The organism is Mycobacterium sp. THU-M104 (genome assembly GCF_049197365.1).
Taxonomy (GTDB): domain Bacteria; phylum Actinomycetota; class Actinomycetes; order Mycobacteriales; family Mycobacteriaceae; genus Mycobacterium.
In genome coordinates, this window is the sequence record NZ_JBMIOP010000005.1 from 1 (window position 1) to 25750 (window position 25750).

The following is a 25750-nucleotide window of genomic DNA, read 5'->3' on the forward strand; positions in this document are numbered from 1 at the left end:
GCGATCGCGCCCAGCACCGCGCATTCCAGCGCCGCCGAGGACGACAGACCCGAGCCCATCTCCACCTCACTGGTGATCGCCATCGCGCCGCCCGGCACCGCGTAGCCGGCCCCGCGCAACGCCCACACCACCCCGGCCACATAGGCGGCCCACCCGGTCACGTCGCCGGGCACGGTGCCCAGGGCGATGCGCACCGTGCCCTCGCCGCGGTCGCTGGCCACCGCGATCTCGTCGCCTCCGTCGGGGGTGAACGTCACCACGGTGCGCTGCGGCAGCGCGATCGGCAGCGCAAATCCCAGGTTGTAGTCGGTGTGCTCGCCGATCAGGTTGATGCGCCCGGGCGCGGCGTAGCGGACCCTCATCCCAGCTCCCGCAGCCGCCGGGCCACCTCTTCGGGTGTGACGTCGCCGATGAACGCATCCATGGCCGATTCGGAGGCCGCCAGGTACTTCAGCTTGTCCGCGCTGCGCCGGATCGACATCAGCTCGACGTGGAAGTAGCCGTCGGCCTGCGCGGCCGTGTCGGTGTACTGGTGCAGCGCCGAGATGTAGGGCAGCGGAGCCGGGTACAGGCGGTCGAACCGCTGCAGCACATCGAGGTAGATCCGGGCGAATCCGTCGAGTTCGTCCGCGCCGAGCTCGACGAGGTTGTGCACGAAGCGGTTCGGGTAGATGTGGACCTCGACCGGCCAGCGCGCCGCGAACGGCACGAACGCAGTGAACAGCTCGGTGCGCGCCACGACGCGACTGCCGTCGGCGACCTCGGCGGCCAGCAGGTCGGCGAACAGGTTGCCCCCGTGGCGCATCCGGTGTTGGCGTGCCTGCGCCAGCATGGCGGCGGTCCGCGGGGTCAGGTACGGGTAGCCGTAGATCTGTCCGTGCGGGTGGGTCAGCGTCACCCCGACCTCCTCGCCGCGGTTCTCGAAGCAGAACACCTGCTCGATGCCCGGGGTGACCGTCAGTTCGGCGGTGCGGTGCCGCCACGCCTCCACGACCAGCCGCGCGTGCGCCGGCTGAAGTTCGGCGAACGATCCGGTGTGCGCGCTGGAGAAACAGACCACCTCGCTGCGGCCGTGCCCGGGGGCGGACACGAAGCCGTCGCCGGGCACCGGCGCGGCCGGTCCGGCACCGGACAGGCTGGGGAACCGGTTCTCGAAGACGACGACGTCGTAGTCGGTGGCGGGCACCTCGCTGGTCAGCCCGCTGGGCCCCGGACACAGCGGGCACTGGTCGGGGGGCGGCTTGTAGGTGCGGTCCTGGCGGCGCGCCGCCACGATCACCCACTGCCCGGTCGTGCGGTCATACCGCAGCTGTGACTGGTCCGCGGCGTGCTCGGGCAGTGGCCTGCGGTCGGCTACGGGTGCCGGGCGGTGCCCGGGTAGCGCGAAGAACAGCAGCTCACGGCCATCGGCCAGCTTCGCCCGGGTCGGCGCCATGGTCTCGAAGGGTAGCGTGTTGGCGTCCGCCCCACGGCTGAGGCCGGGGCCCGGCCGCGAGCATCCGGAGCACCGGTGTACCCCGGCCAACATCGCCTCGGCGATGATCTAACCCATGACCGAACCGGTTGCCCCCCGCGTGGCCGTCTATCTGGACTTCGACAACATCGTGATCTCGCGCTACGACCAGGTTCACGGACGCAACTCGTTCCAGCGGGACAAGGCCAAGGGCCTCGATCCCGAACGGCGGGCCCGCGCGACGGTGGACGTCGCGGCGATCCTCGACTTCGCGTCCTCGTTCGGGACGCTGGTACTCACCCGCGCCTACGCCGACTGGTCAGCCGACGTCAACGCCGGCTACCGCGGCCAGTTGGTCGCGCGTGCTGTCGACCTGGTGCAACTGTTCCCCGCCGCGGCCTACGGCAAGAACGGCGCCGACATCCGGCTGGCCGTCGACGCCGTCGAGGACATGTTCCGGCTGCCCGACCTGACCCACGTGGTGATCGTGGCCGGCGACTCCGACTACATCCCGTTGGCGCAGCGGTGCAAGCGGCTGGGCCGCTACGTGGTGGGCATCGGGGTGGCCGGCTCTTCGAGCCGCGCGCTGGCCGCCGCCTGCGACGACTTCGTCATCTACGACGCGCTCCCGGGGGTCCCGGCCCTCGAACCGGCACCCGCGACGGCCGAGGCGGAGACGGGGAAAGCACCGCCGCAGCGCCGCGGTGGCCGGTCCAAAGCGGCCCCGGCCGAGGAGGCCCCGACCGAGGATCCGGAGCCGCCCGACCCGCAGGCCGCCGCCACGGCGCTGCTGACGCGGGCCCTGCAGATCGGGCTGGAAAAAGACGACGTCGACTGGCTGCACAACTCCGCAGTGAAGGCACAGATGAAGCGGATGGACCCCTCGTTCAGCGAGAAGTCGCTGGGCTTCAAGTCTTTCAGCGACTTTCTGCGTTCGCGCTCGGATGTCGTCGAGCTGGACGAGACGTCGACCACCAGGATGGTGCGACTGCACGTCGACACGTGACGACGGCAACCCCGGAGCCGGGTGCCGCGGCGGATCAGATGCAGAATAATGTCGCGAGGAACAGGATGGCCATGCCGGCGGCCATGGCGGCCTGCGCCAGGTTTCCCAGGGATCTGACCCGGACGGCGCCGGCGTCGGTGAGGTAGCGCAGCATCCAGAAAAGCGTTGCGACCGTGAAAATCAGTGCGCCGAGCCAGTTCACGGCGGTGATGCGCGCCGAGCCACCGTTCATGGCGACATACATCCAGGCCGTCGCCAGCATCATCAGGGCGTGGTACCCGCTCAGGCGCCGCGGGGCGGGCGCGGGGTCGGCGACGAGCACGATCGTCGCGAACCACACCGCCGCCAGCAGGAAAAACACCGCGAGTGGCGTGGTCGGGTATCGCATGCTCCACGGCCAGGCCATCGCCCCCATCGCGCACGCCATCGCGACGTGCAAACCGTGGCTGACGATCACCCTCGCGGGCCGGCGTTGGGTGAGGATCGGAAGGCCGCACTCGACGGCGCCCAGCGCGAACAACCCCGTCACGACCCACCGCAGCAGGATGCCGTGGATCACGTGATCGCGAGCCGCTCGGGCAGGGCCTTGCGCGTTTCGTCGCGGCCGAAGCGGCGCAGGCGCAGGGAGTTGGTCACCACGCTGACCGAGGACAGGCCCATCGCCGCGCCCGCCACGACGGGGTTGAGCACCCCGAAGGCGGCCAGCGGGATCGCGGCGGTGTTGTAGGCGAAGGCCCAGCCCAGGTTCTGGTGGATCGTGCGCAGCGTCTGACGCGACAGTTGCAGGCAGCGCACGACACCGTCGAGCCGGTCGGACATCAGCGTGATGTCGGAGGCCTCGATGGCCACGTCGGTGCCGGTGCCGATCGCGATGCCCAGGTCGGCCTGCACCAGCGCGGGGGCGTCGTTGACGCCGTCGCCGACCATGGCGACCAGCCTTCCTTCGTCCTGGAGCCGGCGGATCTCGTCGACCTTGTCTGCGGGCAACACCTCGGCCAGCACCCGGTCGATGCCGACCTGTTCGGCGATCGCGGCTGCGGTGCGGGCGTTGTCGCCGGTGATCATCGCGACCTGCAGCCCCATCTCGTGCAGCCGGCGCACCACCTCGACGGCGTCGTCTTTGATCGTGTCGGCCACCGCCAGCACGCCCACCACCCGGTCGCCGCGGCCGACGAACACCGCGGTGCGACCCTGCTCTTCGAGTTCGGCGGCCGCGGTCGCAAGATGCTCGGACAGGCGCAGGCCGTTGTCCTCGCCGAGCTTGCGCCGCCCGACCAGCACCGACTGGCCGTCGACCTCGGCGCGCACGCCGTGGCCGGCCAGGTTGGTGAACGACGTCGCGGCCGGTACATCCAGGTCGCGCTCGCGGGCGCCGGCGACGATGGCCGCACCGATGGGGTGCTCGGAACCCGATTCGACCGCGGCGGCGAGCCCGAGCACCACATCGCTCTTGTGCCGCTTGTCGGCGATGACATCGGTGAGCCGCATCTGGCCGCGGGTCAGGGTGCCGGTCTTGTCGAACACCACGGTGTCGATCCTCTTGGAGGCTTCCAGCACCTCACCGCCCTTGACCAGGATGCCCATCTCTGCGCCGCGGCCGGTGCCGGCGATGATCGCCGTCGGGGTGGCCAGGCCCAGTGCGCAGGGGCAGGCGATGATCAGCACCGAGACCGCCGCCGTCATGCCCGCGACCGGGTTGGCCGCCAGCAGCGCCCACCCGACGAACGTCAGCGCGGCCACGCCCAGCACCGCGGGGACGAACACCGCCGAAACCCGGTCGGCCAGCCGCTGCACCGGGGCCTTGCCGCCCTGTGCCTGCTCGACCAGGCGCACGATCTGGGCCAGCGCGGTGTCGGCGCCCACGGCGGTGGCGCGTACGGTGAGCAGCCCGTCGGTGTTGACGGTGGCCCCGGCCACCTGGTCGCCCACCGTCTTCTCGACCGGCATCGACTCGCCGGTCAGCATCGACTCGTCCACCGCGGCGCGCCCGTCGAGGATCTCGCCGTCGACGGGGATCTTCTCACCGGGCCGCACCAGCAGCAGGTCGCCGACCTGCACCCGCTCCACCGCCACCAGCACCTCCTGACCGTCGACGAGCAGGCAGGCCTCCTTGGCGCCCATCGCCAGCAGCGTGCTGATCGCCTCACGGGTCTTGCCGGTGGCCCGGGCCTCGAAATAGCGGCCCAGAACCACGAACGCGATGATCAACGCGGCGGTGTCGAAGAACAGCGGTCCCCCGGCGAACAGCTGGTAGGTGGAGTACGCGAACGCGGTCAGCGTGCCCAGGCTGATCAGGGTGTCCATGCCCGCGGACCCCGCCCGCGCCTGTCGCACGGCTCCCGCCAGGAACGGCCGGCCGGCCACGAACTGCACGGGCACCGTCGCGGCAAACGCCAACCAGCCCGCCCACGCGCCGCCGAACAGCATCGGCGCCGCCATCGACACCAGGCCCAGCGGCACGGCAAGCCACACCCGCCGCAACCAGGTGCGCTGCTCGCCTTTCGGATCGGCGGGCGGCGCCCCGTGACACGACGGCGCCGGCTGATGGCAGCTGCCTCCGCCGTCGGACTGCGCGGTGCCGGCACCCGACGACACGCCCAGCGCGCGCAGGAGTCCGCCGGCGAACCGCGCCAGCACCCCGGCTTCGCCCACACTCGCCGAGTACGGGGCCCGGGCGGGCACGGAAGCCGCGGGGACGTCCCGGGCCGCCATGATCGCCGACAGCACCGCGGCGGTGTCGCAGTCGTCGGGCAGATACCAGATCACCACCGATCCCGTCCGGGGATAGGCCTGCACCGCACGCACCCCGGCCACCTGGGCGACCGTCTCTTCGATCGCGACCGCGAGGGTCTGATCCATAGCAAACACTTTGGTGCGCACACGAATTCGTCCACCGCCCTGGGAGACGACCTCGAGCGCGGGGCCGGTGTCAGCGGCAGGTGCGCGCACCGGCGCTCCGGTGACAAGGGCCTCAGTGGCAGGCATTGCCACCCTCGCGGGTCGAGGTGGCGGGCGAGTCCGCCGCCGGCACGGGGGCTTGTTCGCCGACCCGCTCGGCCGCCTCGGCGAGCACGTCGGCCGTCGCCAGACGCGCCCTCTCGGCGGCCTGCCTGGTCACGCGTTCGGTGACGCGCGCCCCGCGCAGACCCACCGCGGCAGCGCTGACCGTCATCGTGCGCCACGGCGCCTTCGCCAAGGCCTCGTACGCTGCGGCACCCACCACACCGGTCACCAACGCGGGCAAGGCTTTTCCTGCCAATCCGTACCAAGCCATTCCTGCCACTTCCTTCTGTCGTCAACCTGTCAGCGACGCGGGCCCACCCGGAGCCTCGTCGAGGACTATACCCTCCCACCCTATGTGGGGCAGGGAGACTCGTTCCGGTCGCCGACCATACCCCCATAGGGTATCTGCGTCAACGGTGCGTGTGGCCGGACGTTCACCAGCACGCCGGCGTGTGAATCACTCCGCACAAGGCGCTCCTGCCGCGTCAGCTCAGACGCACAACACTGACGGTGTTGGTGTGCCGCGTTGTGTCGCGGGACTATTGCGGGCGATCTGCGGGCGATCTGCGGGCGATCTGCGGGCGGCGAAGCTAGGCTCACCGACCATGCGAGGGGTAGCTATTGCGTTGCTGACGATCGCGCGGACTCATGGGTGATGTCCGGTGGCGCGGTGTACGGGTTGAGCAGCGACGCCCGACGGTACACCCTCCTGCCCGATGGCCGCGACGTCATCCCCGGCAACTGGGCGACCTACAACGACGCCATCTTCGAGTGCGTATTGCAGGCCAGGCGCGACGCGAACCGGTAACAAGAACGCCCACCGGCGTCCATCGGCAGCCGTTGGAGCCGCTTGTCGGTGCCATGCGGCAATCTGGTGGCATGACAGACGCGACGATATGCGACGGGACGGACACCACGGGTGCGACACTTGTGGCGTCGACCGGGCGACGTACCAGGGGGATGAAATGACGAAAATCGCAACCCTGACCGACGACGAGTTGCGTGCCCGGCGTGAACAGATCCTTGCCAAGTTGGATCTATCGCTGGCTGAGCTACGCAACCGGGCGGCGCACTACGCGCTCGTCGGCGACGAGTACGACGCATGGGAACAGCTCGAATCAATCGCATTCCTGCTCGGGGAGACACGCGCGTAGCAGCAACTGCGGTCCTGTCATGCCCATTTCTCACGCGGAGTTCAACGAACAAGTCATCAATTTCGCCGCGGACGTTGAAAACGCGATCACCGCCCTTGAGCACGACGACAAGTGGCAGATCGAAGCCGAGCTGGCATCGCCGGACAGCGACAGGCTGCGCGCTGTCATCGACGGAAGTGTTGACCTTTGCGCGCCCGGTGACGACGTTGGGGACGAGCTGGCCGAACTGAATGTTGTCTACAAGCTGTGTGTCGACTCGTACAGCCACTATCTGGCCGTCGAGCACTCCAAGTTCGAGCTGAAGGCGAAGCTGGACCGCGCCCCCATCATCCGTTGGGAATACGACCGAGAAGCCCGGAGCAAGCCGAATTCACATGTGCAGATCACCGCTCACCGCGGCGCGTTGTCACACATCCTTTCCCGGCTGAACCACGACACACCACACAGCATCGAGTCGCTTCACCTGCCGATGGGCGGCGAACGATTTCGACCATGCCTTGAGGACGTCGTCGAGTTCCTGATCCGCGACTGCGGCTTCCCCGGCTCCGAGGGGTGGAAGGCGGTCGTGCGCGATGGACGCGCGAAGTGGCGGCGCATTCAAACGCGTGTGGCCGTCCGCGACGCGCCAAGTGCAGCGGTTGCTCAGCTCGAAGCGATGGGCTATGTAGTGACGCCGCCCGACGACGGCGAGCGCCCGGAACGCATCGAGAAGCTGACCGGCTGGTAGCGGTCACGGCCGCCAGGAACCCGGCGCGCTGCCCAGAATCCTTGCGCCGCAACCACACACGGTCCCGCGAAACCCGGCCCACACCCGTCGATCGGCCACCCGCGCCGAGGCCGCCGGATTTTTCGGCCGCGCAATAAAAAAGCATGACTACCGCGGGCGGAAGTCACCCCACCCCGTACCCAACATTCTCGGGGGTGGGGGTCGGGCCGGGCCGCGGTCCGCGGTTCTTGCCGCCCAGACGGGCCGCTGCGCCAACGAGCGCGGCGCTGGTGGTCCATGGCGGCGAGGTGGCCGCGCACGGCCCGCGCTGCGCCGACTGGCGCGGTGGTCGCGGTGCGCCCCGACGCGCAACTACGAAGGAGACGTCGGGGTGCACCGCGCCGCGGCGGGCATGGGCGGTTGCCCTCGCCCTTGCCCGCGCGGTCTGTGGGGTTAGTAGAACCAACCCGATTCGGCGCGATCGTCGGTGTTGTCCGCCGAGTGCCCGACCTCGGACACTGGTACCGCGGTCTCGTTCGGGACGGCGGCGAGCACGTCGGCCATGCCGGGGTCGGCCTCGATCAGCGACACCCAATGCTTGCGTCGGGCGGGCGTGATCTTGCCCTTGGTCACCGCGTCGTCGACCGACGCCTCGACGCGTGCGCGCGCTGCCGCTGCCGCTGCCGCTGCCGCGATCTTGCGGCCCTCGGCGGCGTCGTGCCGCAGCGCGGCGGCGGTGTCGGCGTCGATGACCTCCAGGCCCGCGCGCTTGGCGCTGGCCGCGATCGTGGACGGCTTGGCCGGGTCGCCGAGCTGTGCCGCGAGATCAACCGCGATGTCCACGACCAACTGCGGATCGTCGGTGTCGTCGGGTAACCCCAACGCGGCGAGTAGTGCGATGATCTGTTCCGGTGTGAATTCCATTGTGTTCGTTCCCTTCTGGGCTAGCTGAGCGCGGTGAGCTTCTTGATTGCGCCGGGTTGGTGAGGGCGAATGCGGGGACGACGAAGCCCACAATCCAGCGGGATCGGGTAAGGCGTTCGGGCACGACCTCGACGGTGAGCGGCACCTCGAAGCCGACCGTGCCGACGGCACCGGACTGCACCAAGTAGGCGGTTCCGGCGGGGACGCGGGCATTGGACACCAGCGTGAGTCCGGCCGATTCCAGAACCCCGGTGAGGTCACCGGCGTACGCGGTGCGCAGCGCGCGGGCCTGGGACGGGTGCAAGATCAACGTGTCCGCGGTGTGGCCCAACTCGTCGAAATCCATGAGTTCGGCGGCCTCGGCCCAACGCCCGGTGGGCCTGTCGGCGGACGGGGTGATGTCGGTGGCCGGTCCGACGGTCACCAGGTCATCCCATGGGGTAGCGACGGCGATGGTCTCCGGGCTGGCGGCCTCGATCGCCTCGACGGCGCGCACGTCGAGCAGGCGGACGAGCCGGTTGGTCAATTGGATGGTGGCGGCGTCGATGCGGTTGATGTCGTTGCGCAGTACGTCCTCGTCGAGGATCTGCACCCGACCGCCGTGATCTTCAACAACCGCTAACTTCGACTCGGGATCTGTTCCGCGGAGCACCGCGTACTCGGCACCGGGGGAACGCTTTTCGACCGGATCGGCGGTGAAGAAGTCCGACGCCTTGATGACCGAGTAGAGCATGCCGCCACCTTCGACGCGTGCGCCGAACGGCCGGAACAGGTGCGGGAGAAGGATCTGCGGGTCGGCCAGCTTGGCGATCCGGTCACGCAGGATGGTGGGTCATGCCATCACGGCTTCGACGTGAGGCGTTGCCCGTCTAGCGGGGGGATGAGTGGATTAGGCATGTGCGGGTCGTCCTTTCGGGTCAGGCGTAGAGGCTGATCTGGGCTTCGGTTCCGTCGGCCGCACCGGTCAATGCGTAGCCAACAGCGACACCTGCGGCGAGGGTGGCGGCCTTGCCGTCGGCACCTACTTGCCGAAGCATCCTCGACACCATCGTGCTGCCCCGCTGGCGGGACGTGCCGCTACGCGACGTCCGATACGACGACCTCCAGGTGTGGATCACCGGCCTATCCGCCGACGGGTCAGTGCGGTCTGCGGTTCGGCGAGGCGGCGGCGTTGCAGGTGGCCGATGTCGACGTGACCGCGCGCCGGATTCGGGTCCGCCGATCGGTGACGTATGTCCGCAAGACCGGTTTGGTGGAGGGTCCGACGAAGAACCACAGCAGCCGGACGGTGCCGGTGCCTGCGTTCGTCGCCCGTCTGCTGGCAACCGAGATGGATGACCGGGAGGGGTCGGCGTTGGTGTTCACGTCGGCGCGCGGCGGCGGCTACCTCACCCTCGGCCAGGCGCGGTACACGTTCCAGAAGGCGACGGCGGCGGTTGACGGTTGCGACGGTGTGCGGTTGCACGACGCACGCCATTATGCGGAATTCCGCATAAGCGGCACACGTGCGCGTCGTTGGCGATCAGCGCGGCCGCGAACGTGAAAGTGGTGCAGCGGTTGCTTGGGCACAAGACGGCGGTGCTCACCCTCGACCGTTACGGGCACTTGTTCCCGGACGACCTCGACGCGGTGGCCGACGCGTTCGACGCGGCCGCGGAATCCACTGCGGGCGGCCTGCGGGCGGTCCCGGAGTTATGAGCGGTCACGGACGCCGTGAATAGCGTCTGAACAGCGGTAATGCTGGTGGCAGGTACAGGATTCGAACCTGTGAAGCTTTCGCGACGGATTTACAGTCCGCTCCCATTGGCCGCTCGGGCAACCTGCCGCCAGACAGGTTACAACGAACGGGTAGACAAAGCACAAACGGCCACCACCGCAAGAAGGGACGGATTCCATGGCGGACTCATCGTTCGACATCGTCAGCAAGGTCGACCGCCAGGAGGTCGACAACGCGCTCAACCAGGCCGCCAAGGAGCTGGCCACCCGCTTCGACTTCCGCGGCACCGACACCTCGATCGCCTGGAAGGGCGACGAGGCGATCGAGCTGACGTCCTCGACCGAGGAGCGCGTCAAGGCCGCCGTCGACGTCTTCAAGGAGAAGCTGGTCCGCCGCGACATCTCGATGAAGGCCTTCGACGCCGGCGAGCCGCAGGCGTCCGGCAAGACCTTCAAGGTCAACGGCACCCTCAAGCAGGGCATCAGCAGCGAGAACGCCAAGAAGATCACCAAGCTCATCCGCGACGAGGGTCCGAAGACCGCCAAGACCCAGATCCAGGGCGACGAGATCCGCGTCACCAGCAAAAAACGCGACGACCTGCAGGCCGTCATCGCCATGCTCAAGAACGCCGACCTGGACGTGGCGCTGCAGTTCGTCAACTACCGGTAACCGGCGTTGCGCGACCGCGAGCGTAACGCCACTGCGAACTCGTGCCCGATGTTTCGCAGCGACGTTACGCTCGCCGCCGCCGGGCCCTGGCCCGACCAACCGGTAGGTCTCTAGGCTGGTGATCAGGCCCACAAACCAAGCGAGGTTCACGATGACCGTGACTCCCCGGGAAGTCGCCGGCGGCGCTCTCCACACCAACGGCCAGGGCGACGGCTATGTCGACGTCGTCATCGTCGGCGCCGGAATCTCGGGCATCGACGCGGCCTACCGCATCACCGAGCGCAACCCGGACGCGACGTACGTCATCCTGGAGCAGCGTGCGCGGATCGGCGGCACCTGGGACCTGTTCCGCTACCCGGGCGTGCGCTCCGACAGCAGCATCTTCACGCTGTCGTTCCCCTTCGAGCCGTGGACCCGCCGGGAAGGCGTCGCCGACGGCGTGCACATCCGCGAGTACCTGACCGCCACCGCACGCAAGTACGGCATCGACCGCCACATCCGGTTCAACAGCCGTGTCCGCTCGGCGAACTGGGATTCGGCCACCGACACCTGGACTATCACCACCGAGCAGGACGGCACCCGCACGACCTACCGCGCCAGGTTCGTGTTCTTCGGCAGCGGCTACTACAACTACGACGAGGGCTACACCCCCGACTTCCCCGGCATCGACCAGTTCGGCGGAACCGTGGTGCACCCCCAGCACTGGCCGCAAGACCTCGACTACACCGGCAAGAAGGTCGTGGTGATCGGCAGCGGCGCCACCGCGGTCACCCTGCTGCCGTCGCTGTCGGACCGCGCCGCGACGGTGACCATGCTGCAGCGCTCCCCGACCTACCTCATCTCGGCCTCCCGGTACGGAACGGTGGCCGCCGTCGCCCGGAAGCTACTGCCCCGCATGGCCGCTCATCTGGTGGTGCGCATGTACAGCGCACTGTCGGAGGCGGCGTTCTTCGCGCTGTCGCGCAAGGCGCCCCGCCTCGTCCGGTGGATGTTGCGCCGCAAGGCGCTCAGCAGCCTGCCCGCCGGCTACGACGTCGACACCCACTTCAGGCCGCGATACGACCCGTGGGACCAGCGGATGTGCCTGATCCCCGACGCCGACCTCTACCACGCGATCGGCACCGGCCGCGCCGACGTGGTCACCGGCCACATCGACCACTTCGACAAAGCCGGCATCGTGCTCAGCTCCGGCGCTCACCTCGACGCCGACATCGTCGTCACCGCCACCGGCCTGCAACTGCAGGCGCTCGGCGGCACGACGATCAGCCTCGACGGCGTCGAGATCGATCCCCGGGAGCGCTTCGTCTACAAGGCGCACATGCTCGAGGACGTGCCCAACCTGTTCTGGTGCGTCGGCTACACGAACGCCTCCTGGACGCTGCGCGCCGACATCACCGCACGGGCGACCGCGAAACTGCTGGCGCACATGGCTTCTCACGGCTATACCCACGCCTACCCGCATCTCGGCAGCCAACCGATGACCGAGAAACCCGCCTGGGACATCAACGCCGGCTACGTGCTGCGCTCACTGCACGCGCTGCCCAAGTCCGGTACGAGACGACCGTGGAACGTGCGGCAGAACTACCTCGCCGACGCCCTGGACTACCGGTTCGACCGCATCGAGGAAGCCATGGTGTTCGGCCGGGTCGCCGACCGGGCGGCACTGACGGGATCACCGCCGGCGGGTTGACCGTCAGCCGGTTCGGTCGGTCCCCACGTCGGATACTCCGGGCAGGATCTCCATGCCACAGTTGGGGCAGAACTTCTCGGCGGGGTGGTGTTCGGCCCCGCAACTCGAGCAGAAATGCTGCTGCGGCGTGGGCGGGGGTGCCGCGCCGAGGAGCCGGGCGGCACCCGCTTTGATACCCCTGCGGGCGCGGACTGGTTCGACGTTGTCGCCGTCGCCGGGGCAAACAAGCTGGACACCCGCTGCTGTCGCCGGCGCGTCCGGGTGCCGGCGGCTGCGCGTCATCAGGAGGGTCAGGCCACCGGCGGCGGCGAGCACCAGCGCGACCGTGCCGATGACGTACCACATCAGGGTGGTGCCGCTCAGCAACGCGGCATCTCCGTAGTGCCGGCGCAGATTCACCGCACTCGTCTTGAGCTCCAGCAGTCCGGGGTAATCGGGCGACATCGCCTGCGCCTGGTCGAAGTCGGCGATGGCGTCGGTGTAGTGGCCGGAGTAGAAGTGGCCGAGCCCGCTGCGGTAGAGGACGTCGGCCGGCCCCAGCGCGGCCGTGACACCCTTGCCGGCCAGCAACGCGGCGAGACTGGCGGCCGGCGCCACGAAGTTGAACGGCTGCGGCTCACCGACGGGTGCGAAGCTGTTGACGCCGATCACCGTGCCGTCGAGTCCGACAGTGGGGCCGCCGCTCATCCCCTCGGTGACCGGGGCATCGATCTCGTACTCCGGGATGCTGCCCACGGACGACTTCTTGCTGATGGTGCCGCTCTTGTTCGTCGGGTCCAGCGACGGATCGGTGATCCGTTTCGTGCTCTGCGCGTACCCCACCGCGAGAATCGGGGTGCCGATGCTGACGGCGGCGTCGGAAGCCAGTTTCGACGACGGCAAGTCGTGCCGTTCGACTTTGAGCAGGGCGACGTCGCCTTTGCTGATGGGCCGGAAATCCACCACGTTGGCGAGCAGCTTCCCCGCGACCCGGTCCCCGCTGCCGTACACCAGTGTCAGCGCGGACTGCGGGCCCCGGTCGGCGCCGTCGCCTTCGACTTTGGCGTTCTGCCGCAGCCACCGCAGGACCGCGGCCGGGTTCTGCCCGATCGCCGAGTCCGGATATTGGATGACGTATTCGTTGGCGGCCCGCTTGAGAATGAGATCTTTGGCGTTGTCCGGGTCCACGCAATGTCCCGACGTGGCCACCCACCCGTCGGGGTTGACGACGAAGGCGGTGCACGACCAGATCGCCGTGAACGGAATGTTCGAGCCCTCGCCGAACTGCGACAACAACGTGCCGTCGGGCAACCGGACCTGGCCGTTCGCCTGGCCCGACAGGTACATCACGGCGGGCCGGATGAGCGCCGCTGCCCTCTCCTGCGGATTGTGCTGGGGGCCATCAGCATCGGCGGAGGCGATGCCCGCGGGCGCCGTCATCACCGCGAGCGCGGCCGCGGACAATGCCGCGACCGCCCGGCCCCACCGACATCTGGGCATCGTCCCTCTTTCCCTCGCCTGCAGGAAGCACCGCGCAACGTCGACGATCCGGCAGCGCGCCCGGCGGGGCTAGGGACCGAAGTCCCCTGCCCGGGTGTCGTTGGGTTCGACTTCGGTGGCCGCGCGGCCGGTGAACTACTACTCAATCCGAGGGGTCGGCAATACGCTGATCGCCATGGCATCACAGATGCGCGAGCCCAACGTCGTCGTCCTCGGCGGCGGCTCGTGGGGAACCACGGTGGCGTCCATCTGTGCGCGCCGCGGACCGACATTGCAATGGGTGCGCTCGGAGGTGACCGCCAACGACATCAACGACAATCACCGCAACAGCCGCTATCTCGGCAACGACGTCGTGCTGAGCGACGGGCTGCGCGCCACCACCGACTTCGGCGAGGCCGCCCACTGCGCCGACGTCGTGGTCATGGGCGTGCCCTCGCACGGCTTCCGCGGCGTGCTCACCGAGTTGGCGAGGGAACTGCGGCCGTGGGTGCCGGTGGTGTCGCTGGTCAAGGGTCTCGAGCAGGGCACCAACATGCGGATGTCGCAGATCGTCGAGGAGTTGCTGCCCGGTCATCCGGCAGGAATCCTGGCCGGACCGAACATCGCCCGGGAGGTGGGCGAGGGATACGCGGCCGCGGCGGTCCTGGCGATGCCCGACCAGCACCTGGCGACCCGGCTCTCGGAGCTGCTGCGAACCCGGCGCTTCCGCGTGTACACCACCGACGACGTCGTCGGCGTGGAGCTGGCCGGCGCGTTGAAGAACGTCTACGCCATCGCCGTCGGGATGGGCTACTCGCTGGGGATCGGCGAGAACACCCGCGCGCTGGTGATCGCGCGGGCGTTGCGCGAGATGACCAAGCTGGGCGTCGCGATGGGCGGGGACCCCGACACCTTCCCCGGGCTGGCCGGCCTGGGCGACCTCATCGTCACCTGCACCAGCCAGCGCAGCCGCAACCGCCACGTCGGCGAACAACTCGGCGCCGGCAAGCCGATCGACGAGATCATCTCCTCGATGAATCAGGTCGCCGAGGGCGTCAAAGCCGCCAGCGTGATCATGGATTTCGCCAATGAGTTCGGCCTGATCATGCCGATCGCCCGGGAGGTCGACGCGGTGATCAACCACGGCTCCACCGTCGAGCAGGCCTACCGCGGCCTGATGGTCGAGGTCCCGGGGCACGAGGTGCACGGCGCCGGGTTCTGACCGCCGCCACGGCCGAGCGAGCTCTACCCGCGCGCCATCGCCTCCAGCCGGCGAATGCGGTCCTCGATCGGAGGGTGGGTGGCGAACAGCGCGCCGATGCGCTCACCCGTCCGAAACGGGTTGGCGATCATCAGGTGCGCCTGACTGGCCAGCTGCGGCTCCGGCGGCAGCGGCGCGGCCTGCACCCCGCCGGAGATCTTGCGCAGCGCCGACGCCAGGGCCAACGGGTCACCGGTCAGCACGGCACCCGACTCGTCGGCCTGGTATTCGCGCGACCGTGACACCGCCAGCTTCACCACCGTCGCGGCGACCGGCCCCAGGAAAGAAACCAGCAGCAGCCCAAAGGGGTTGCCGCCGTCGCGGTTGCCGCCGAACATGCCGGCGAACATGGCCATGTTGGCCAGCGCCGTGATCACCGACGCCAGGGCGCCGGCAATGCAGGAGATCAGGATGTCGCGGTTGTAGACGTGGGAGAGCTCGTGTCCCAGCACAGCGCGCAGCTCACGCTCGGTGAGGATGTCCAGGATGCCGGTCGTGCAGCACACCGCGGCGTTGCGCGGATTGCGGCCGGTGGCGAAGGCGTTGGGCGCGTTGGTGTCGCTGACGTACAGCCGCGGCATCGGCTGGTGCGCGGCAGTCGCCAACTCGCGCACGATGCGGTACATCGCCGGCGCCTGCAGTTCCGAGACGGGCTGGGCGTGCATCGCCCGCAGGGCCAGCTTGTCGCTGTTGAAGTAGACGTACACATTCATGCCGACGGCGAACAGCATCGCGAAGATCAGTGCCGTCCTGCCGAACAAGGCGCCGGCGAAGACGATCAGCGCGGACATACCGACCAACAGGACGAAGGTCTTCAGCCTGTTGGCATGCGGATGCCAGGTCATCGGTGTCCTCCTCAGAACACTCGGAAAATCACGGTCAGGACCGACTACTTCTCATTGAACTGCTCATTGAACGCCCGGAAGGACGTTCCGAGTTCCGCCACGCCCGGCGTTCTCCGCTAGCCGTGCCGGCTGATCGTGTAGTCCACCAGTGTTTGCAGCGCGCACCGGCCGGGGGTATCGGGCAACAGGGCGAGCTCGTCGTGCGCCTGCGCCGCATACCGGGCCAGGAACTGCTTGGCTTTGGCCATGCCCGCCGAGGCCCGCAACAACGTCAACGCCTCGGCCACCGCCTCGTCCTGTTCGACGGGCCCGGCCAGCAACTCGCGCAGCCGCGCCGCCTCGGGCCCGGGTTCGCGTAGCGCGTAGAGCATCGGCAAGGTGTTGACGCCTTCGCGCACATCGGTGCCGGGCAGCTTGCCGGACTCTTGGGAGTCGCTGTCGATGTCGATGATGTCGTCGGAGATCTGGAACGCGGTGCCCACGATGCCGCCCAGCCGGCTCAGCCGCTGCACCTGCTCGTCGGCGGCGCCGGAGAACATGCCACCGAACTGGCCGGCCGCGGCGATCAGGCAGGCGGTCTTCTCGTGCACGACCCTCAAGTAGTGCTCGATGGGGTCGTCGCTGCCGGCTGCGCCGTGGGTCTCGCGCATCTGCCCGGTCACCAGCTGGGCAAACGTCTCGGCGATGAGTCGCACCGCGTCGGGTCCCAGCTGTGACACGAGCCGCGACGCCGTGGCGAACAAGTAGTCGCCGGCCAGGATGGCGACGTTGTTGCCCCAGCGCACATTGGCGGTGGGTGTCCCGCGGCGCACCTCGGCCTCGTCCATCACGTCGTCGTGGTACAGCGTGGCCAGGTGCACCAACTCGATCACCGCCCCGGCGATCGTCACCCCCTCGGCATCGGGGTTGGGCCCCAGTTGCGCCGACAACACCGTGAAGAGCGGCCGAAACCGCTTGCCGCCGGCGTTGAACAGGTGCGTCAGCGAGTCGGTCATCACCGGGTCCGCGCTGCGCAGTTCGGTGTCGATGAGCTGCTCGACCCGCTCGACGCCGTCCCGGACGGTCACTGCCAGCGCGGCATCGCCGAAGTCAACGCCCGCCACCACCGTCGCCGGAGTCCTCACCCGACCAAACATACTGATGTACATGCAGACGAGAGCGACCAGAGCCCTCAAGGCGGACGTGGTGGTCGTGGGCGCCGGGCCCGCCGGCTCGGCGGCCGCCGCCTGGGCCGCCCGGGCGGGCCGCGACGTCCTCGTCGTCGACTCGGCCGGCTTCCCGCGCGACAAGGCGTGCGGTGACGGCTTGACCCCGCGCGCGGTCGCGGAGCTGCACCGGCTGGGGCTGGGCGGCTGGCTCGACACCCGCATCCGGCATCGCGGACTGCGGATGAGTGGGTTCGGCGGCGAAGTGCAGGTGGACTGGCCGGGCCCGTCGTTCCCGGCCACCGGCAGCGCGGTGGCCAGACTCGAGCTCGACAACCGGATCCGCCAGTGCGCCGAGAACTCCGGGGCCCGGATGCTTCTCGGGTCCAAAGTGGTTGATGCCCATCATGACTCGTCACGGCGGGTAGTGTCGCTGAGCCTGGCCGACGGCACGGAGGTGGGCTGCGGACAGCTGATCGTCGCCGACGGGGCGCGGTCTCCACTGGGGCGCAAGCTGGGCAGGCGTTGGCATCAGGAGACGGTGTACGGCGTCGCGGCGCGCGGCTATCTGGCCACCCCGCGCGCCGACGACCCGTGGCTGACCTCGCATCTTGAACTACGCTCCCCCGACGGAGCGGTGCTGCCCGGCTACGGCTGGATCTTCCCGCTGGGCAACGGCGAGGTGAACATCGGCGTGGGGGCACTGTCGACGTCGAAACGGCCGGCCGAGCTGGCGTTGCGCCCGCTGATCTCCTCCTACACCGACCTGCGCCGCGACGAGTGGGGTTTCACCGGCGAGCCCCGGGCAGTGGCGTCGGCGCTGTTGCCGATGGGCGGCGCGGTGTCCGGGGTGGCCGGGCCCAACTGGATGCTGGTCGGTGACGCCGCGGCCTGCGTCAACCCGCTGAACGGCGAGGGCATCGACTACGGCCTGGAAACCGGGCGGCTGGCCGCCGACCTGCTGGACTGCGCCGACCTGTCGCAGGTCTGGCCGTGGCTGCTGCAGCGCCACTACGCGCGCGGGTTCTCCGTCGCGCGCCGGCTGGGGCTGCTGCTGACCTTCCAGCGGTTCCTGCCCGCGACCGGGCCGATCGCGATGCGCTCCCCCGCGCTGATGGCGATCGCGGTGCGGGTGATGGCCAACCTGGTCACCGACGAGGACACCGACTCGGTGGCGCGGGCCTGGCGCGGCGCCGGCCGGCTGTCCCGGCTGATCGACCGGCGAACGCCGTTCACCTGACCCGAGATCAATTCGTGATCGCGGTGTATAGTTCCGCTAATGAAGTGTACGAGGCTGGCGACGGGCGTCGCCGTGACGGCTGCCGCGATCGCGCTGGCCGCGCCGGCGCAGGCCGACTATGACACCGATTTCAAGAACACCGTCAACGACTTCGGCGTCTACGGCCCCCAGGACCAACTCGCGTGGCTGGGCAAGATCGAATGTCAACGGATCGAGCGCGGCGTGGACCACGACGCCCAACAGTCCGCCGTCTTCCTGCAGCAAAACCTGCCGCGGGGCACCACCCAGGGCCAGGCGCTGCAGTTCATCGGCGCCGCGATCGGTCACTACTGCCCCGAGCAGGTCGGCTTCATCCAGCGCGCCGGGACCTAGCCGGTCCTCGGCGCTCGCCTCACCGCAGGGGTTTGTACCCCGCGTGCAACGCCACGATCCCGCCGGTCAGGTTGCGCCAGCGCACCGCCGACCACCCCGCCCGGCCGATCTCGCGCGCCAGGGCGGCCTGGTCGGGCCAGGCGCGGATCGACTCGGCCAGGTACACGTAGGCGTCGGGATTGCTGGACACCGCCCGCGCCACCCGCGGCAGCGCCCGCATCAGGTACTCCTTGTAGATGGTGGCCAGCGCCGCGTTGGTGGGCGTGGAGAACTCGCACACCACCAGCCGCCCGCCGGGCCTGGTGACACGCGCCATCTCGCGCAGCGCCGCCTGCGGGTCGGCCACGTTGCGCAGCCCGAAGCTGATCGTGACCGCGTCGAACACGCCGTCGGCGAACGGCAGCCGGGTCGCGTCACCGGCGACCTTGGGCACCTCGCGGGCCGCACCCGCCGCCAGCATCCCGACCGAGAAATCCGCCGCGACGCACCACGCCTCGGACTTCGCCAGCTCGACCGTGGACACCGCGGTCCCCGCGGCAAGGTCCAGCACCCGGTGACCGGAACCGATCCGCAGCGCGGACCGGGTGGCCTTGCGCCAGTAGCGGTCCTGGCCCAGGGACAGCACGGTGTTGGTCAGGTCATACCGACGGGCGACGCCGTCGAACATCGACGCGACATCGCGGGGATCCTTGTCCAGGGCGGCACGACTCACGACGTAGACGCTACCGGGCACGAGCGGGCTCCCGACCTCGGCTGCCCCACCGGATCTTCTGATTTCCCCTGCGTAACGCCCAATCGTTATCTAAACTCAACCTGCACTCGTCACACGGAGACGCGACGTTTATGGGATTCGAACAGGCCATCGGCGGGAAATCCGCATCGCTGCGGCAAGCCCGGATGCTCGCCGGTCGCAGCGCGCTCCGCGTCGGCGTCACAACGGCCACGGTCCTCACCGCGGGCGGTCTGGTTTTCGCCGCATCCGTCGGCGCCGAACCGGCCGCGACGGTCAAGGCACGGACCCAGCGCATGTCCGAACCGTCACCCAACGCGCGCCAGGACGGCTGGTACGACGTCGACGACCGGCTGGTGTTGGTGTGCTCGACACGCGGACAGGCCACGACACTCTGGTACAAGACGTCGGACGGGCATTTCGTCTCCGGTGTCGACATCGAGACGCGCACGCAGAACGCGGCGACGCCCGACTGCGCCGGCCAATTCGACCCCGCGGGCGCGCCGGCGGGCAGCCCAGGGCGCGCGATGGGACAACGCCGGTCGGTCAACTCCGGCGCCGAAGGCCAGTGCACCTGGGGCGCGCTGCAGAAGTGGTTCGAGGCCGGCGGGTATTACCCCGCCCTGCAGGGCAACGCCATGGACTGGGCGGACTCCGCGCGGGCGCACGGCTGGACGGTCGTCACCGATCCGCAGCCACGCGCGATCGTCGTGTTCGAGCCGTGGCTGCCGGGTGTCAGTCCGTACGGCCATGCTGCGTGGGTGAATTCGGTGTCCGAGCGCGGCGACGGCATCTGGGTGAACATCACGGAGATGAACAACGCAACCTACGGCGGCGCCGGTCAGTGGTGGACCCGCGATGCCAGGAACGTCCCGGGAATGTCCTACATCCTTATGCCCTGACGGGCTGGATCCTTATGCCCTGACGGGCTGGATCCTTACGCCCTGACCCGGCTCCGGCGTTACGCGCGCCTCCTCCGGCGCGACGACACCTGCGCCCGGGCCAACGGAGACAACACCGCCTCGTAGTGGCCGAGCAACTCGTCGCAGATGACCGGCCAGCTGCGGTGCAGCACACTGCGCCGGGCCGACTGCGAGTAGCGGTGCCGTTCGGTGAGCAGGTGCGCGACGGCGGCTGGCAGCCTCGCCTCGAATTCCTTGACGGGCAGCAACAACCCGGTACGGCACGGCGTGATGAGGTCGCGCGGGCCACCGGCATCGGGGGCGATCACCGGCAGACCCGACGCCAGCGCTTCTTGTACGACCTGACAGAACGTCTCGTGTTCACCGGTGTGCACGAAGACGTCCATGCTGGCGTAGGCCGCGGCGAGGTCCGCACCGTAGAGCGCACCGGTGAACACCGCCGTCGGCATCAAAGGTCGCAGCTTGGCTGCATCGACGCCGTCGCCGACGATGACGAGCTGCACAGCGTCGCCGGCGGCCAGCGCGGCCAGCCGTTCGACGTGCTTCTCCGGCGCGAGCCGGCCGACGAATCCGACGATCGGCTTGCCCTGCGGCGACCAGTGCCGCCGCAGCGTCTCGTCACGCGCCGAGGGCGCATACCGGATGACGTCGACCCCGCGCGCCCACTGGTGCACTCGCGGGATGCGCTGAGCCGCCAGCGAATCCATCGTCGCGCTGGACGGAGCCAGGGTGCGGTCGGCCAGTCCGTGCAGGTGCCGGAACCAGGCCCACGCCGCCCGGGTGGTGATGCCGATGCCGTAGCTCGCCGCGAAACCCGGGACGTCGGTCTGGTAGACCGCGACGGCCGGCACCTCGAGACGACGCGCGGCCCGCACCCCGCCGTAGCCGAGCAGCGCCGGCGAGGCCAGGTGGATGATGTCAGGGTCGAACCCGCGCAAGGTGCGCACCATGCGGGGGGTCGGTACCCCCAGCGGCAACGTGGTCACCTTCGGAAACAGCCGCGACGGTACCCGGTGCACCCGGATGCCGTCGTGGATACGCTCGGCCGGCGGCTCACCCGGCGGGGTGTCGGGAGCGACGACGAGGGCCTCGTGACCCGTCCGGCGCAGATGCTCGAGCACCCGGACCACCGAGTTGCTGACACCGTTGACCTGCGGGAGGAAGGACTCGGCGACGATCGCAACGCGCACGTCCCGATAGTGTCAGGGCCGACTGTCGATCAGGTTGCCGAGGGGCATACGTCGTTTGAAATCTGCTGCTCAAGACCCCGACGGGACCGTCGGGACCGGGTCGGAGCGGGCTTCGGGGCGCTGGTCCAGCCGTTTGTCCAGCACCGCCAGGCCGACCAGCATCACCGTCGCGGCCAGCCAGCCGACGACCGCGATGGAACCCGCCGGGATGATCGCCAGCGCGGCGTTGCGGTGCTGCACCCGGACCAGGTTCGGGTCGGTCTTGTTGTATTCGACGTAAATGCGCATGCCCGTCGACAACTCGGACGGGTACAGCACGCCGAGCTCGGGACGGTAGGTGACCCGCTCGGGTGTGACGAACTCGATCGTAGAGCGCCGCGGCCCGGCGCTGAGCACCTCGGCCTGAGCCACCCCCATGTTGTGCCGGATCGCGAGGTCGTCGCGCCAGGCGCCGGCCACCAGCAGCACCGACTGCAGCGTGACAAGACCGGTCACGATCAGCACCGCGATCCGCGCCCACCGCAGCACCGCGCGCGCCCGGGTCTTCGGCGGCTCGTCGCTGCGGCCGTGGATCAGGATGCGCAGCAACGCTTTCGCCGAATTCAGGGTGTCGGGCATCGCGTCGGGCTCACAGCGCGGCCTTGATGGCGGCGTGCAGCTGTCGCAGCGAGGACCGGTCGGCCTTGACCTCGAGCACGCGCATGCCCGCCGCGGGTTCGTCGAGGGCCGCGTCGAGCTCGGCGACCTCGATCTGGCGGCTCTCGACGTGGTAGGCACGGCACAGCGCGCCCACGTCGACGTCGTGCGGAGTACCGAAGACCCGCGACGACACGTCGGAGAACCGGGGGTCGCCCTGTTCGAGCAGCTCGAAGATGCCGCCGCCGTTGTCGTTGGACACCACGATGGTCAGGCGCTGCGGCGTCGGCTCGGTGGGCCCGATCAGCAGCCCGGAGCTGTCGTGGACGAACGTGAGGTCGCCGATCAGGGCGATCGTGCGCCCCTCGTGCGCCAGGGCCGCCCCGATCGCGGTCGAGACGGTGCCGTCGATTCCGGCGACGCCGCGGTTGGAGCGCACCGGGATGCCGTGCGGGTTCAGCCCGACGAGCGCCGCGTCGCGGACCGGGTTGGAGGCGCCGAGCACCAGCTGGTCACCGGGTCGCAGCGCTCTGACCACGGCCGCGGCCACGTGCAGGCCGGTGGTGAGCGGGTGCGCCTCCAGCTGCCCGCGCACGGCGTGGGCAGCGTGCCGGTTCACCTCCGCGCAGCGCCGCAGCCATGCCGGGTGCGGTGCTCCGGTGGTGACGGCCCGGGTGCCGGTGGCCTGCGAATTCCCGGACACGTCCGGCCAGCGCGGCCCGGTGGTCAGCGCGTACACGGGCACCTGGGGGTCGGCGAGCAGGGCCGCCACCGGCCGGTGCAGGGTCGGGCGGCCGAGCATGATCACCTGCCTGGGGCGCAGCAGCGGCAGCGCCAGCGGGTGCAGCGGGTTGGCGGCCGTTGGGGCGGTTGGCTCCGCGACGGTCGGCAGCTGCGCCAGGTTGGGGTGGACACCGGCGCCGTGCCCGGCGATGACGACCGTGTCGGGCGACAGGTCGATGTCCAGCGGCTGGTCGAACGTCACCGGCGGCGTGTAGGTCCACGGCTTGCCGCCGGGCCGACCGGGCGCGGTCACCGCGCCGCGGGGCTCGGCGTCGGGCACCAGCGGCTCGCGCAGCGGGATGTCGAACTGCACGGGCCCGGCGTTGGCGGTGCGCGACCCGGTCGCGGCCGCCAGCACCCGGCAGGTGGCCGAGCGCCAGGTGGCGTTGAGCGCATCCAATCGCTCCGGCGCGTCCTCGGCCAGACCCAGGCCGATGGTGGCACGGACCTGGGTGCCGAAGTAGCCCAGCTGTTCCATGGTCTGGTTGGATCCGGTGCCGAGCAGTTCGTAGGGCCGATTGGCCGACAGCACGATCAGCGGCACGCGCGCGTAGTTGGCCTCGACCACCGCCGGACCGAGGTTGGCGACAGCGGTGCCCGACGTCATCGCGATGCACACCGGCGCGCCCGCGCCGACGGCCAGGCCGATGGCCAGGTAGCCGGCCGTGCGCTCGTCGATGCGGACGTGCAACCGGACCCGACCGGCGCGGTCGGCGTCCTGCAGGGCGAAGGCCAGCGGAGCGTTCCGCGATCCGGGGCACAGCACCACGTCGCGCACGCCGCCGCGGATCAGCTCGTCAACGACGACGCGGGCCTGGGTCGTCGAGGGGTTCACCCATACAGGGTGTCACATCGGTGCCGACGCGCTCAGGCCTTGACGCCGGCGAGGAACTGCAGCGCCGCGGAGTTGACGGCTTGCGGCCGCTCCAGGAAGCCGAGATGGCCGGCGTCCGGGATCTGCAGGTACCGCCCGTTGGGCAGAGCGTCGGCGACCTCCCGGCCCAGATGGGGCGGCGTGACCACGTCGTCGCCGAAACCGATCACCAGTACCGGGGCGGCGACGCTGCGGTACGCGGGCAGCCGGTTGGTCTGCGGAGAGACGTCCAGTTGGCAGCGCAGGCCCGGTGTCTGCTTGATCGGCCAGGTGGAGAACATCGCGATCCAGTCGGCGACGGCGGCATCGTCGTTGATCGTCTTGCGCGAGAAGCTCTCCAGCAGACGCGACCGCGCGTCGTAGGAGGGCGGCAGCTGGGCACCCGACTCGTACAGCTCGACTTCGGCGTCGTGAAAGAACTGGCGGGCATGGTCGAGGCGGCCGCGGGTGGCCATCAGCACGGCGGAGCTGACCAGCTCGGGCCTGACCACCATCAGCTCCTGGGCGATGAACGCACCCATCGACATCCCGACGACACGAGCCGGCGCGGCGTCCAGCGACTCGATCAGCGCGGCAGTGTCGGCGACCATCGTCTGCGTGGTGAATCCCTCGGCGTTCTCGGTGGCGCCGATCCCGCGGTTGTCGAAGGTGATGACCCGGTAGCCCGCCTCCAGAAACGCCGGCACCTGGTGCGGCAGCCAGGTGCGCCCGGGGCCGCCACGGCCGGAGATGAAGACGACAGGCTCACCGGATCCTCGATCGTCGTAAGCCAGGTTGATCACCCGACCGACGGTACAGGTGCCCGGGTGCGCCGCTGTCTGCTAGACCGAGGGGCCGGCGACGCGATGCCACCAGGGGACGCGGCGCGCGATCGCGATGTCCAGCGCGAGGCGACGGTCCAGACCGTGCTCGAGTTTCACCAGTAGGGCCAGGAAGACGAGCACGTAGATGATCGAGGTCCCGACGTCGGTCGCGCCCGCGGTGTAGGGCCCGCCGAAGCCCTCGGCCGTCGACCAGATGCCCAGGCTGTAGCAGGCGCCGCCGAGGTAGACGGCGCGGCGGCCGAGCCCGGTCAACAGCAGCACCGCAATCGTCGTCTCGGCGACGGCGATGAGATACCCCCACAACTGCGGTTCCGGGCGCATCAGGTCGATCCAGAGGTGAAACCACGGCATCAGCCAGTTCGGCTGGCCCTGGGCCGCAGCGACCATGCTCGGCAGCATGGTGGCGCGAAACCCAGGCTGCCATTTCAGCCACGCGTCGATCGCCCAGACCACGCCGAACGCGATGCGCAGCGCGGTGGCCGCGGTCTGGGTGCGGGTGCTGCCCGCCGCGTTTTCCACGGCCGTCACGCTACCGGGTTCAGCAGCCCGAAACAGGCGACGACGCGCTCGACCCACCAGCGCCGCCGCTCGGTAGACGCGGCCAGCGCCCGCAACCGCGCCGGGTCCGGCGTGACCGCCGCGACGGGCAGGAAACCGTCAACCGGCGGGGCAACCTCGGCCACGTCCTCGACGAAAAGCCCGCCGGTGCCCAGCCCGCAGGCGTGGCGCAAGACGGGCAGCGCCGCCGCGGCGCTCAGGCCGTGGCTTATGCCTACCGCCGAATCCAGCGCGCTGGAGATCACGACGGGTACATCGATCTGCGCGGCGATCTGCAGCAGGGCCGAAATCCCGCCTAGCGGGGCGACTTTGAGCACCGCGATGTCGGCGGCGCGGGCGCGGACCACGGCCAGCGGGTCGCCGGCCTTGCGGATGCTCTCGTCGGCGGCGATCGGCACGTCGATCCGCCGGCGCAGCGCGGCGAGTTCGGCGACCGTGGCGCAGGGTTGTTCGAGATACTCCAGCGGGCCGTCGGCGCTCAGCGCGGCGGCGGCCTCGACAGCCTCTCCGACGGTCCAGCCGCCGTTGGCGTCCACCCGCACGACGGGGACGAGTTCGCGCACGGCGTTGACCCGTGCGACGTCGTCGC

General features: G+C 69.7%; 29 protein-coding genes, 1 tRNA gene and 1 pseudogene. 12 read left to right on the plus strand and 19 right to left on the minus strand.

Features of this window, described 5'->3' with window-relative positions; genetic code table 11:
- Together ACOJVU_RS00135 and galT are read right to left on the minus strand one after the other, a co-directional pair.
- The coding region (locus ACOJVU_RS00135; protein WP_421527918.1) for a galactokinase family protein at positions 1-362 on the minus strand (362 nt) is incomplete at its 3' end.
- Complete coding sequence (gene galT, locus ACOJVU_RS00140) at positions 359-1435, minus strand: galactose-1-phosphate uridylyltransferase (protein ID WP_421527919.1); 1077 nt, start codon at positions 1433-1435, stop codon at positions 359-361. The genes galT and ACOJVU_RS00135, both read right to left, overlap by 4 nt.
- Before the next feature lie 115 nt (positions 1436-1550).
- Here galT and ACOJVU_RS00145 point away from each other — a divergent pair, with 115 nt between their 5' ends.
- Positions 1551-2459, plus strand: coding sequence for an NYN domain-containing protein (locus tag ACOJVU_RS00145; protein ID WP_421527920.1), 909 nt, complete (start codon positions 1551-1553; stop codon positions 2457-2459).
- A 34-nt stretch (positions 2460-2493) separates the two neighbouring features.
- On the opposite strand, the gene ACOJVU_RS00150 is transcribed toward ACOJVU_RS00145, so the two are convergent.
- From ACOJVU_RS00150 to ACOJVU_RS00160, 3 genes are all read right to left on the minus strand, one after another.
- Positions 2494-3018, minus strand: coding sequence for a DUF5134 domain-containing protein (locus ACOJVU_RS00150; protein WP_421527921.1), 525 nt, complete (start codon positions 3016-3018; stop codon positions 2494-2496).
- Positions 3015-5318, minus strand: a complete 2304-nt coding sequence (locus tag ACOJVU_RS00155; protein WP_421527922.1) for a copper-translocating P-type ATPase — start codon at positions 5316-5318, stop codon at positions 3015-3017. Before ACOJVU_RS00155 ends, ACOJVU_RS00150 begins: the two co-directional genes overlap by 4 nt.
- A gap of 112 nt (positions 5319-5430) precedes the next feature.
- Positions 5431-5733 carry a DUF1490 family protein gene (locus ACOJVU_RS00160; RefSeq protein ID WP_421527923.1) on the minus strand — a complete coding sequence of 101 codons (303 nt, stop codon included), beginning with the start codon at positions 5731-5733 and terminating at the stop codon, positions 5431-5433.
- 384 nt (positions 5734-6117) lie between these two features.
- On the opposite strand from ACOJVU_RS00160, the gene ACOJVU_RS00165 reads away from it, so the two are divergent.
- The 3 genes from ACOJVU_RS00165 (at position 6118) to ACOJVU_RS00175 (ending at position 7343) form a co-directional block, all read left to right on the plus strand.
- The gene (locus ACOJVU_RS00165; protein WP_421527924.1) at positions 6118-6270 is read left to right on the plus strand and encodes a hypothetical protein; all 153 of its coding nucleotides are present in this window, start codon (positions 6118-6120) and stop codon (positions 6268-6270) included.
- A 157-nt stretch (positions 6271-6427) separates the two neighbouring features.
- Positions 6428-6616: a hypothetical protein gene (locus tag ACOJVU_RS00170; protein WP_421527925.1), complete on the plus strand. Its 189-nt coding sequence runs from the start codon at positions 6428-6430 to the stop codon at positions 6614-6616.
- A gap of 19 nt (positions 6617-6635) precedes the next feature.
- Positions 6636-7343: a hypothetical protein gene (locus ACOJVU_RS00175; protein WP_421527926.1), complete on the plus strand. Its 708-nt coding sequence runs from the start codon at positions 6636-6638 to the stop codon at positions 7341-7343.
- Positions 7344-7775: 432 nt separating this feature from the next.
- On the opposite strand, the gene ACOJVU_RS00180 is transcribed toward ACOJVU_RS00175, so the two are convergent.
- From ACOJVU_RS00180 to ACOJVU_RS00190, 3 genes and pseudogenes are all read right to left on the minus strand, one after another.
- Positions 7776-8246: a hypothetical protein gene (locus ACOJVU_RS00180; RefSeq protein ID WP_421527927.1), complete on the minus strand. Its 471-nt coding sequence runs from the start codon at positions 8244-8246 to the stop codon at positions 7776-7778.
- The gene (locus ACOJVU_RS00185; RefSeq protein ID WP_421527945.1) at positions 8149-9072 is read right to left on the minus strand and encodes a major capsid protein; all 924 of its coding nucleotides are present in this window, start codon (positions 9070-9072) and stop codon (positions 8149-8151) included. Before ACOJVU_RS00185 ends, ACOJVU_RS00180 begins: the two co-directional genes overlap by 98 nt.
- 91 nt (positions 9073-9163) lie before the next feature.
- A pseudogene (locus ACOJVU_RS00190) lies at positions 9164-9274 on the minus strand (DUF2190 domain-containing protein); the annotation flags it as partial.
- Positions 9275-9423: 149 nt separating this feature from the next.
- Between ACOJVU_RS00190 and ACOJVU_RS00195 the strand changes: the two are divergent.
- Both ACOJVU_RS00195 and ACOJVU_RS00200 read left to right on the plus strand, forming a co-directional pair.
- The gene (locus ACOJVU_RS00195; RefSeq protein ID WP_421527928.1) at positions 9424-9789 is read left to right on the plus strand and encodes a hypothetical protein; all 366 of its coding nucleotides are present in this window, start codon (positions 9424-9426) and stop codon (positions 9787-9789) included.
- 5 nt (positions 9790-9794) lie between these two features.
- Entirely contained in the window at positions 9795-9944 is a 150-nt protein-coding gene (locus ACOJVU_RS00200; RefSeq protein ID WP_421527929.1) for a hypothetical protein, read from the plus strand.
- Positions 9945-9987: 43 nt separating this feature from the next.
- On the opposite strand, the gene ACOJVU_RS00205 is transcribed toward ACOJVU_RS00200, so the two are convergent.
- Positions 9988-10071 (minus strand) — tRNA-Tyr (locus ACOJVU_RS00205).
- Positions 10072-10140: 69 nt separating this feature from the next.
- Here ACOJVU_RS00205 and ACOJVU_RS00210 point away from each other — a divergent pair.
- Positions 10141-10632 (plus strand): YajQ family cyclic di-GMP-binding protein, encoded by a 492-nt coding sequence (locus ACOJVU_RS00210; RefSeq protein ID WP_421527930.1) that lies wholly within the window; start codon positions 10141-10143, stop codon positions 10630-10632.
- A 151-nt stretch (positions 10633-10783) separates the two neighbouring features.
- Complete coding sequence (locus tag ACOJVU_RS00215) at positions 10784-12322, plus strand: flavin-containing monooxygenase (RefSeq protein ID WP_421527931.1); 1539 nt, start codon at positions 10784-10786, stop codon at positions 12320-12322.
- Positions 12323-12325: 3 nt separating this feature from the next.
- On the opposite strand, the gene ACOJVU_RS00220 is transcribed toward ACOJVU_RS00215, so the two are convergent.
- Positions 12326-13801, minus strand: coding sequence for a trypsin-like peptidase domain-containing protein (locus tag ACOJVU_RS00220; protein WP_421527932.1), 1476 nt, complete (start codon positions 13799-13801; stop codon positions 12326-12328).
- 175 nt (positions 13802-13976) lie between these two features.
- Between ACOJVU_RS00220 and ACOJVU_RS00225 the strand changes: the two genes are divergently transcribed.
- Positions 13977-15002 (plus strand): NAD(P)H-dependent glycerol-3-phosphate dehydrogenase, encoded by a 1026-nt coding sequence (locus ACOJVU_RS00225; RefSeq protein WP_421527933.1) that lies wholly within the window; start codon positions 13977-13979, stop codon positions 15000-15002.
- 23 nt (positions 15003-15025) lie between these two features.
- On the opposite strand, the gene htpX is transcribed toward ACOJVU_RS00225, so the two are convergent.
- Together htpX and grcC1 are read right to left on the minus strand one after the other, a co-directional pair.
- Positions 15026-15886 (minus strand): zinc metalloprotease HtpX, encoded by an 861-nt coding sequence (htpX, locus tag ACOJVU_RS00230; RefSeq protein ID WP_421527934.1) that lies wholly within the window; start codon positions 15884-15886, stop codon positions 15026-15028.
- A 116-nt stretch (positions 15887-16002) separates the two neighbouring features.
- Positions 16003-17010 carry a nonaprenyl/(2E,6E)-farnesyl/geranylgeranyl diphosphat synthase gene (grcC1, locus tag ACOJVU_RS00235; RefSeq protein ID WP_421527935.1) on the minus strand — a complete coding sequence of 336 codons (1008 nt, stop codon included), beginning with the start codon at positions 17008-17010 and terminating at the stop codon, positions 16003-16005.
- 22 nt (positions 17011-17032) lie between these two features.
- Here grcC1 and menJ point away from each other — a divergent pair, with 22 nt between their 5' ends.
- Both menJ and ACOJVU_RS00245 read left to right on the plus strand, forming a co-directional pair.
- Entirely contained in the window at positions 17033-18271 is a 1239-nt protein-coding gene (gene menJ / locus ACOJVU_RS00240; protein ID WP_421527936.1) for a menaquinone reductase, read from the plus strand.
- 39 nt (positions 18272-18310) lie between these two features.
- On the plus strand, positions 18311-18643 hold the full coding sequence (locus tag ACOJVU_RS00245; RefSeq protein WP_421527937.1) for a DUF732 domain-containing protein: 333 nt from the start codon (positions 18311-18313) through the stop codon (positions 18641-18643).
- A 19-nt stretch (positions 18644-18662) separates the two neighbouring features.
- On the opposite strand, the gene ACOJVU_RS00250 is transcribed toward ACOJVU_RS00245, so the two are convergent.
- Positions 18663-19355 (minus strand): demethylmenaquinone methyltransferase, encoded by a 693-nt coding sequence (locus tag ACOJVU_RS00250; RefSeq protein ID WP_421527938.1) that lies wholly within the window; start codon positions 19353-19355, stop codon positions 18663-18665.
- Between the two features lie 131 nt (positions 19356-19486).
- Between ACOJVU_RS00250 and ACOJVU_RS00255 the strand changes: the two genes are divergently transcribed.
- Entirely contained in the window at positions 19487-20275 is a 789-nt protein-coding gene (locus ACOJVU_RS00255; RefSeq protein WP_421527939.1) for a CHAP domain-containing protein, read from the plus strand.
- Positions 20276-20334: 59 nt separating this feature from the next.
- On the opposite strand, the gene ACOJVU_RS00260 is transcribed toward ACOJVU_RS00255, so the two are convergent.
- The 6 genes from ACOJVU_RS00260 to ACOJVU_RS00285 all read right to left on the minus strand — a co-directional run.
- Positions 20335-21486, minus strand: coding sequence for a glycosyltransferase family 4 protein (locus ACOJVU_RS00260; protein ID WP_421527940.1), 1152 nt, complete (start codon positions 21484-21486; stop codon positions 20335-20337).
- Between the two features lie 69 nt (positions 21487-21555).
- Positions 21556-22092, minus strand: a complete 537-nt coding sequence (locus tag ACOJVU_RS00265; protein WP_421527946.1) for a hypothetical protein — start codon at positions 22090-22092, stop codon at positions 21556-21558.
- A 22-nt stretch (positions 22093-22114) separates the two neighbouring features.
- Complete coding sequence (gene menD / locus ACOJVU_RS00270) at positions 22115-23740, minus strand: 2-succinyl-5-enolpyruvyl-6-hydroxy-3-cyclohexene-1-carboxylic-acid synthase (protein WP_421527941.1); 1626 nt, start codon at positions 23738-23740, stop codon at positions 22115-22117.
- Positions 23741-23772: 32 nt separating this feature from the next.
- Positions 23773-24561, minus strand: a complete 789-nt coding sequence (locus tag ACOJVU_RS00275; RefSeq protein WP_421527942.1) for an alpha/beta fold hydrolase — start codon at positions 24559-24561, stop codon at positions 23773-23775.
- A 39-nt stretch (positions 24562-24600) separates the two neighbouring features.
- Complete coding sequence (locus ACOJVU_RS00280; RefSeq protein ID WP_421527943.1) at positions 24601-25122, minus strand: DoxX family membrane protein; 522 nt, start codon at positions 25120-25122, stop codon at positions 24601-24603.
- Between the two features lie 5 nt (positions 25123-25127).
- Positions 25128-25750: o-succinylbenzoate synthase (locus ACOJVU_RS00285; RefSeq protein WP_421527944.1), on the minus strand; the 623-nt coding region annotated here is incomplete at its 5' end.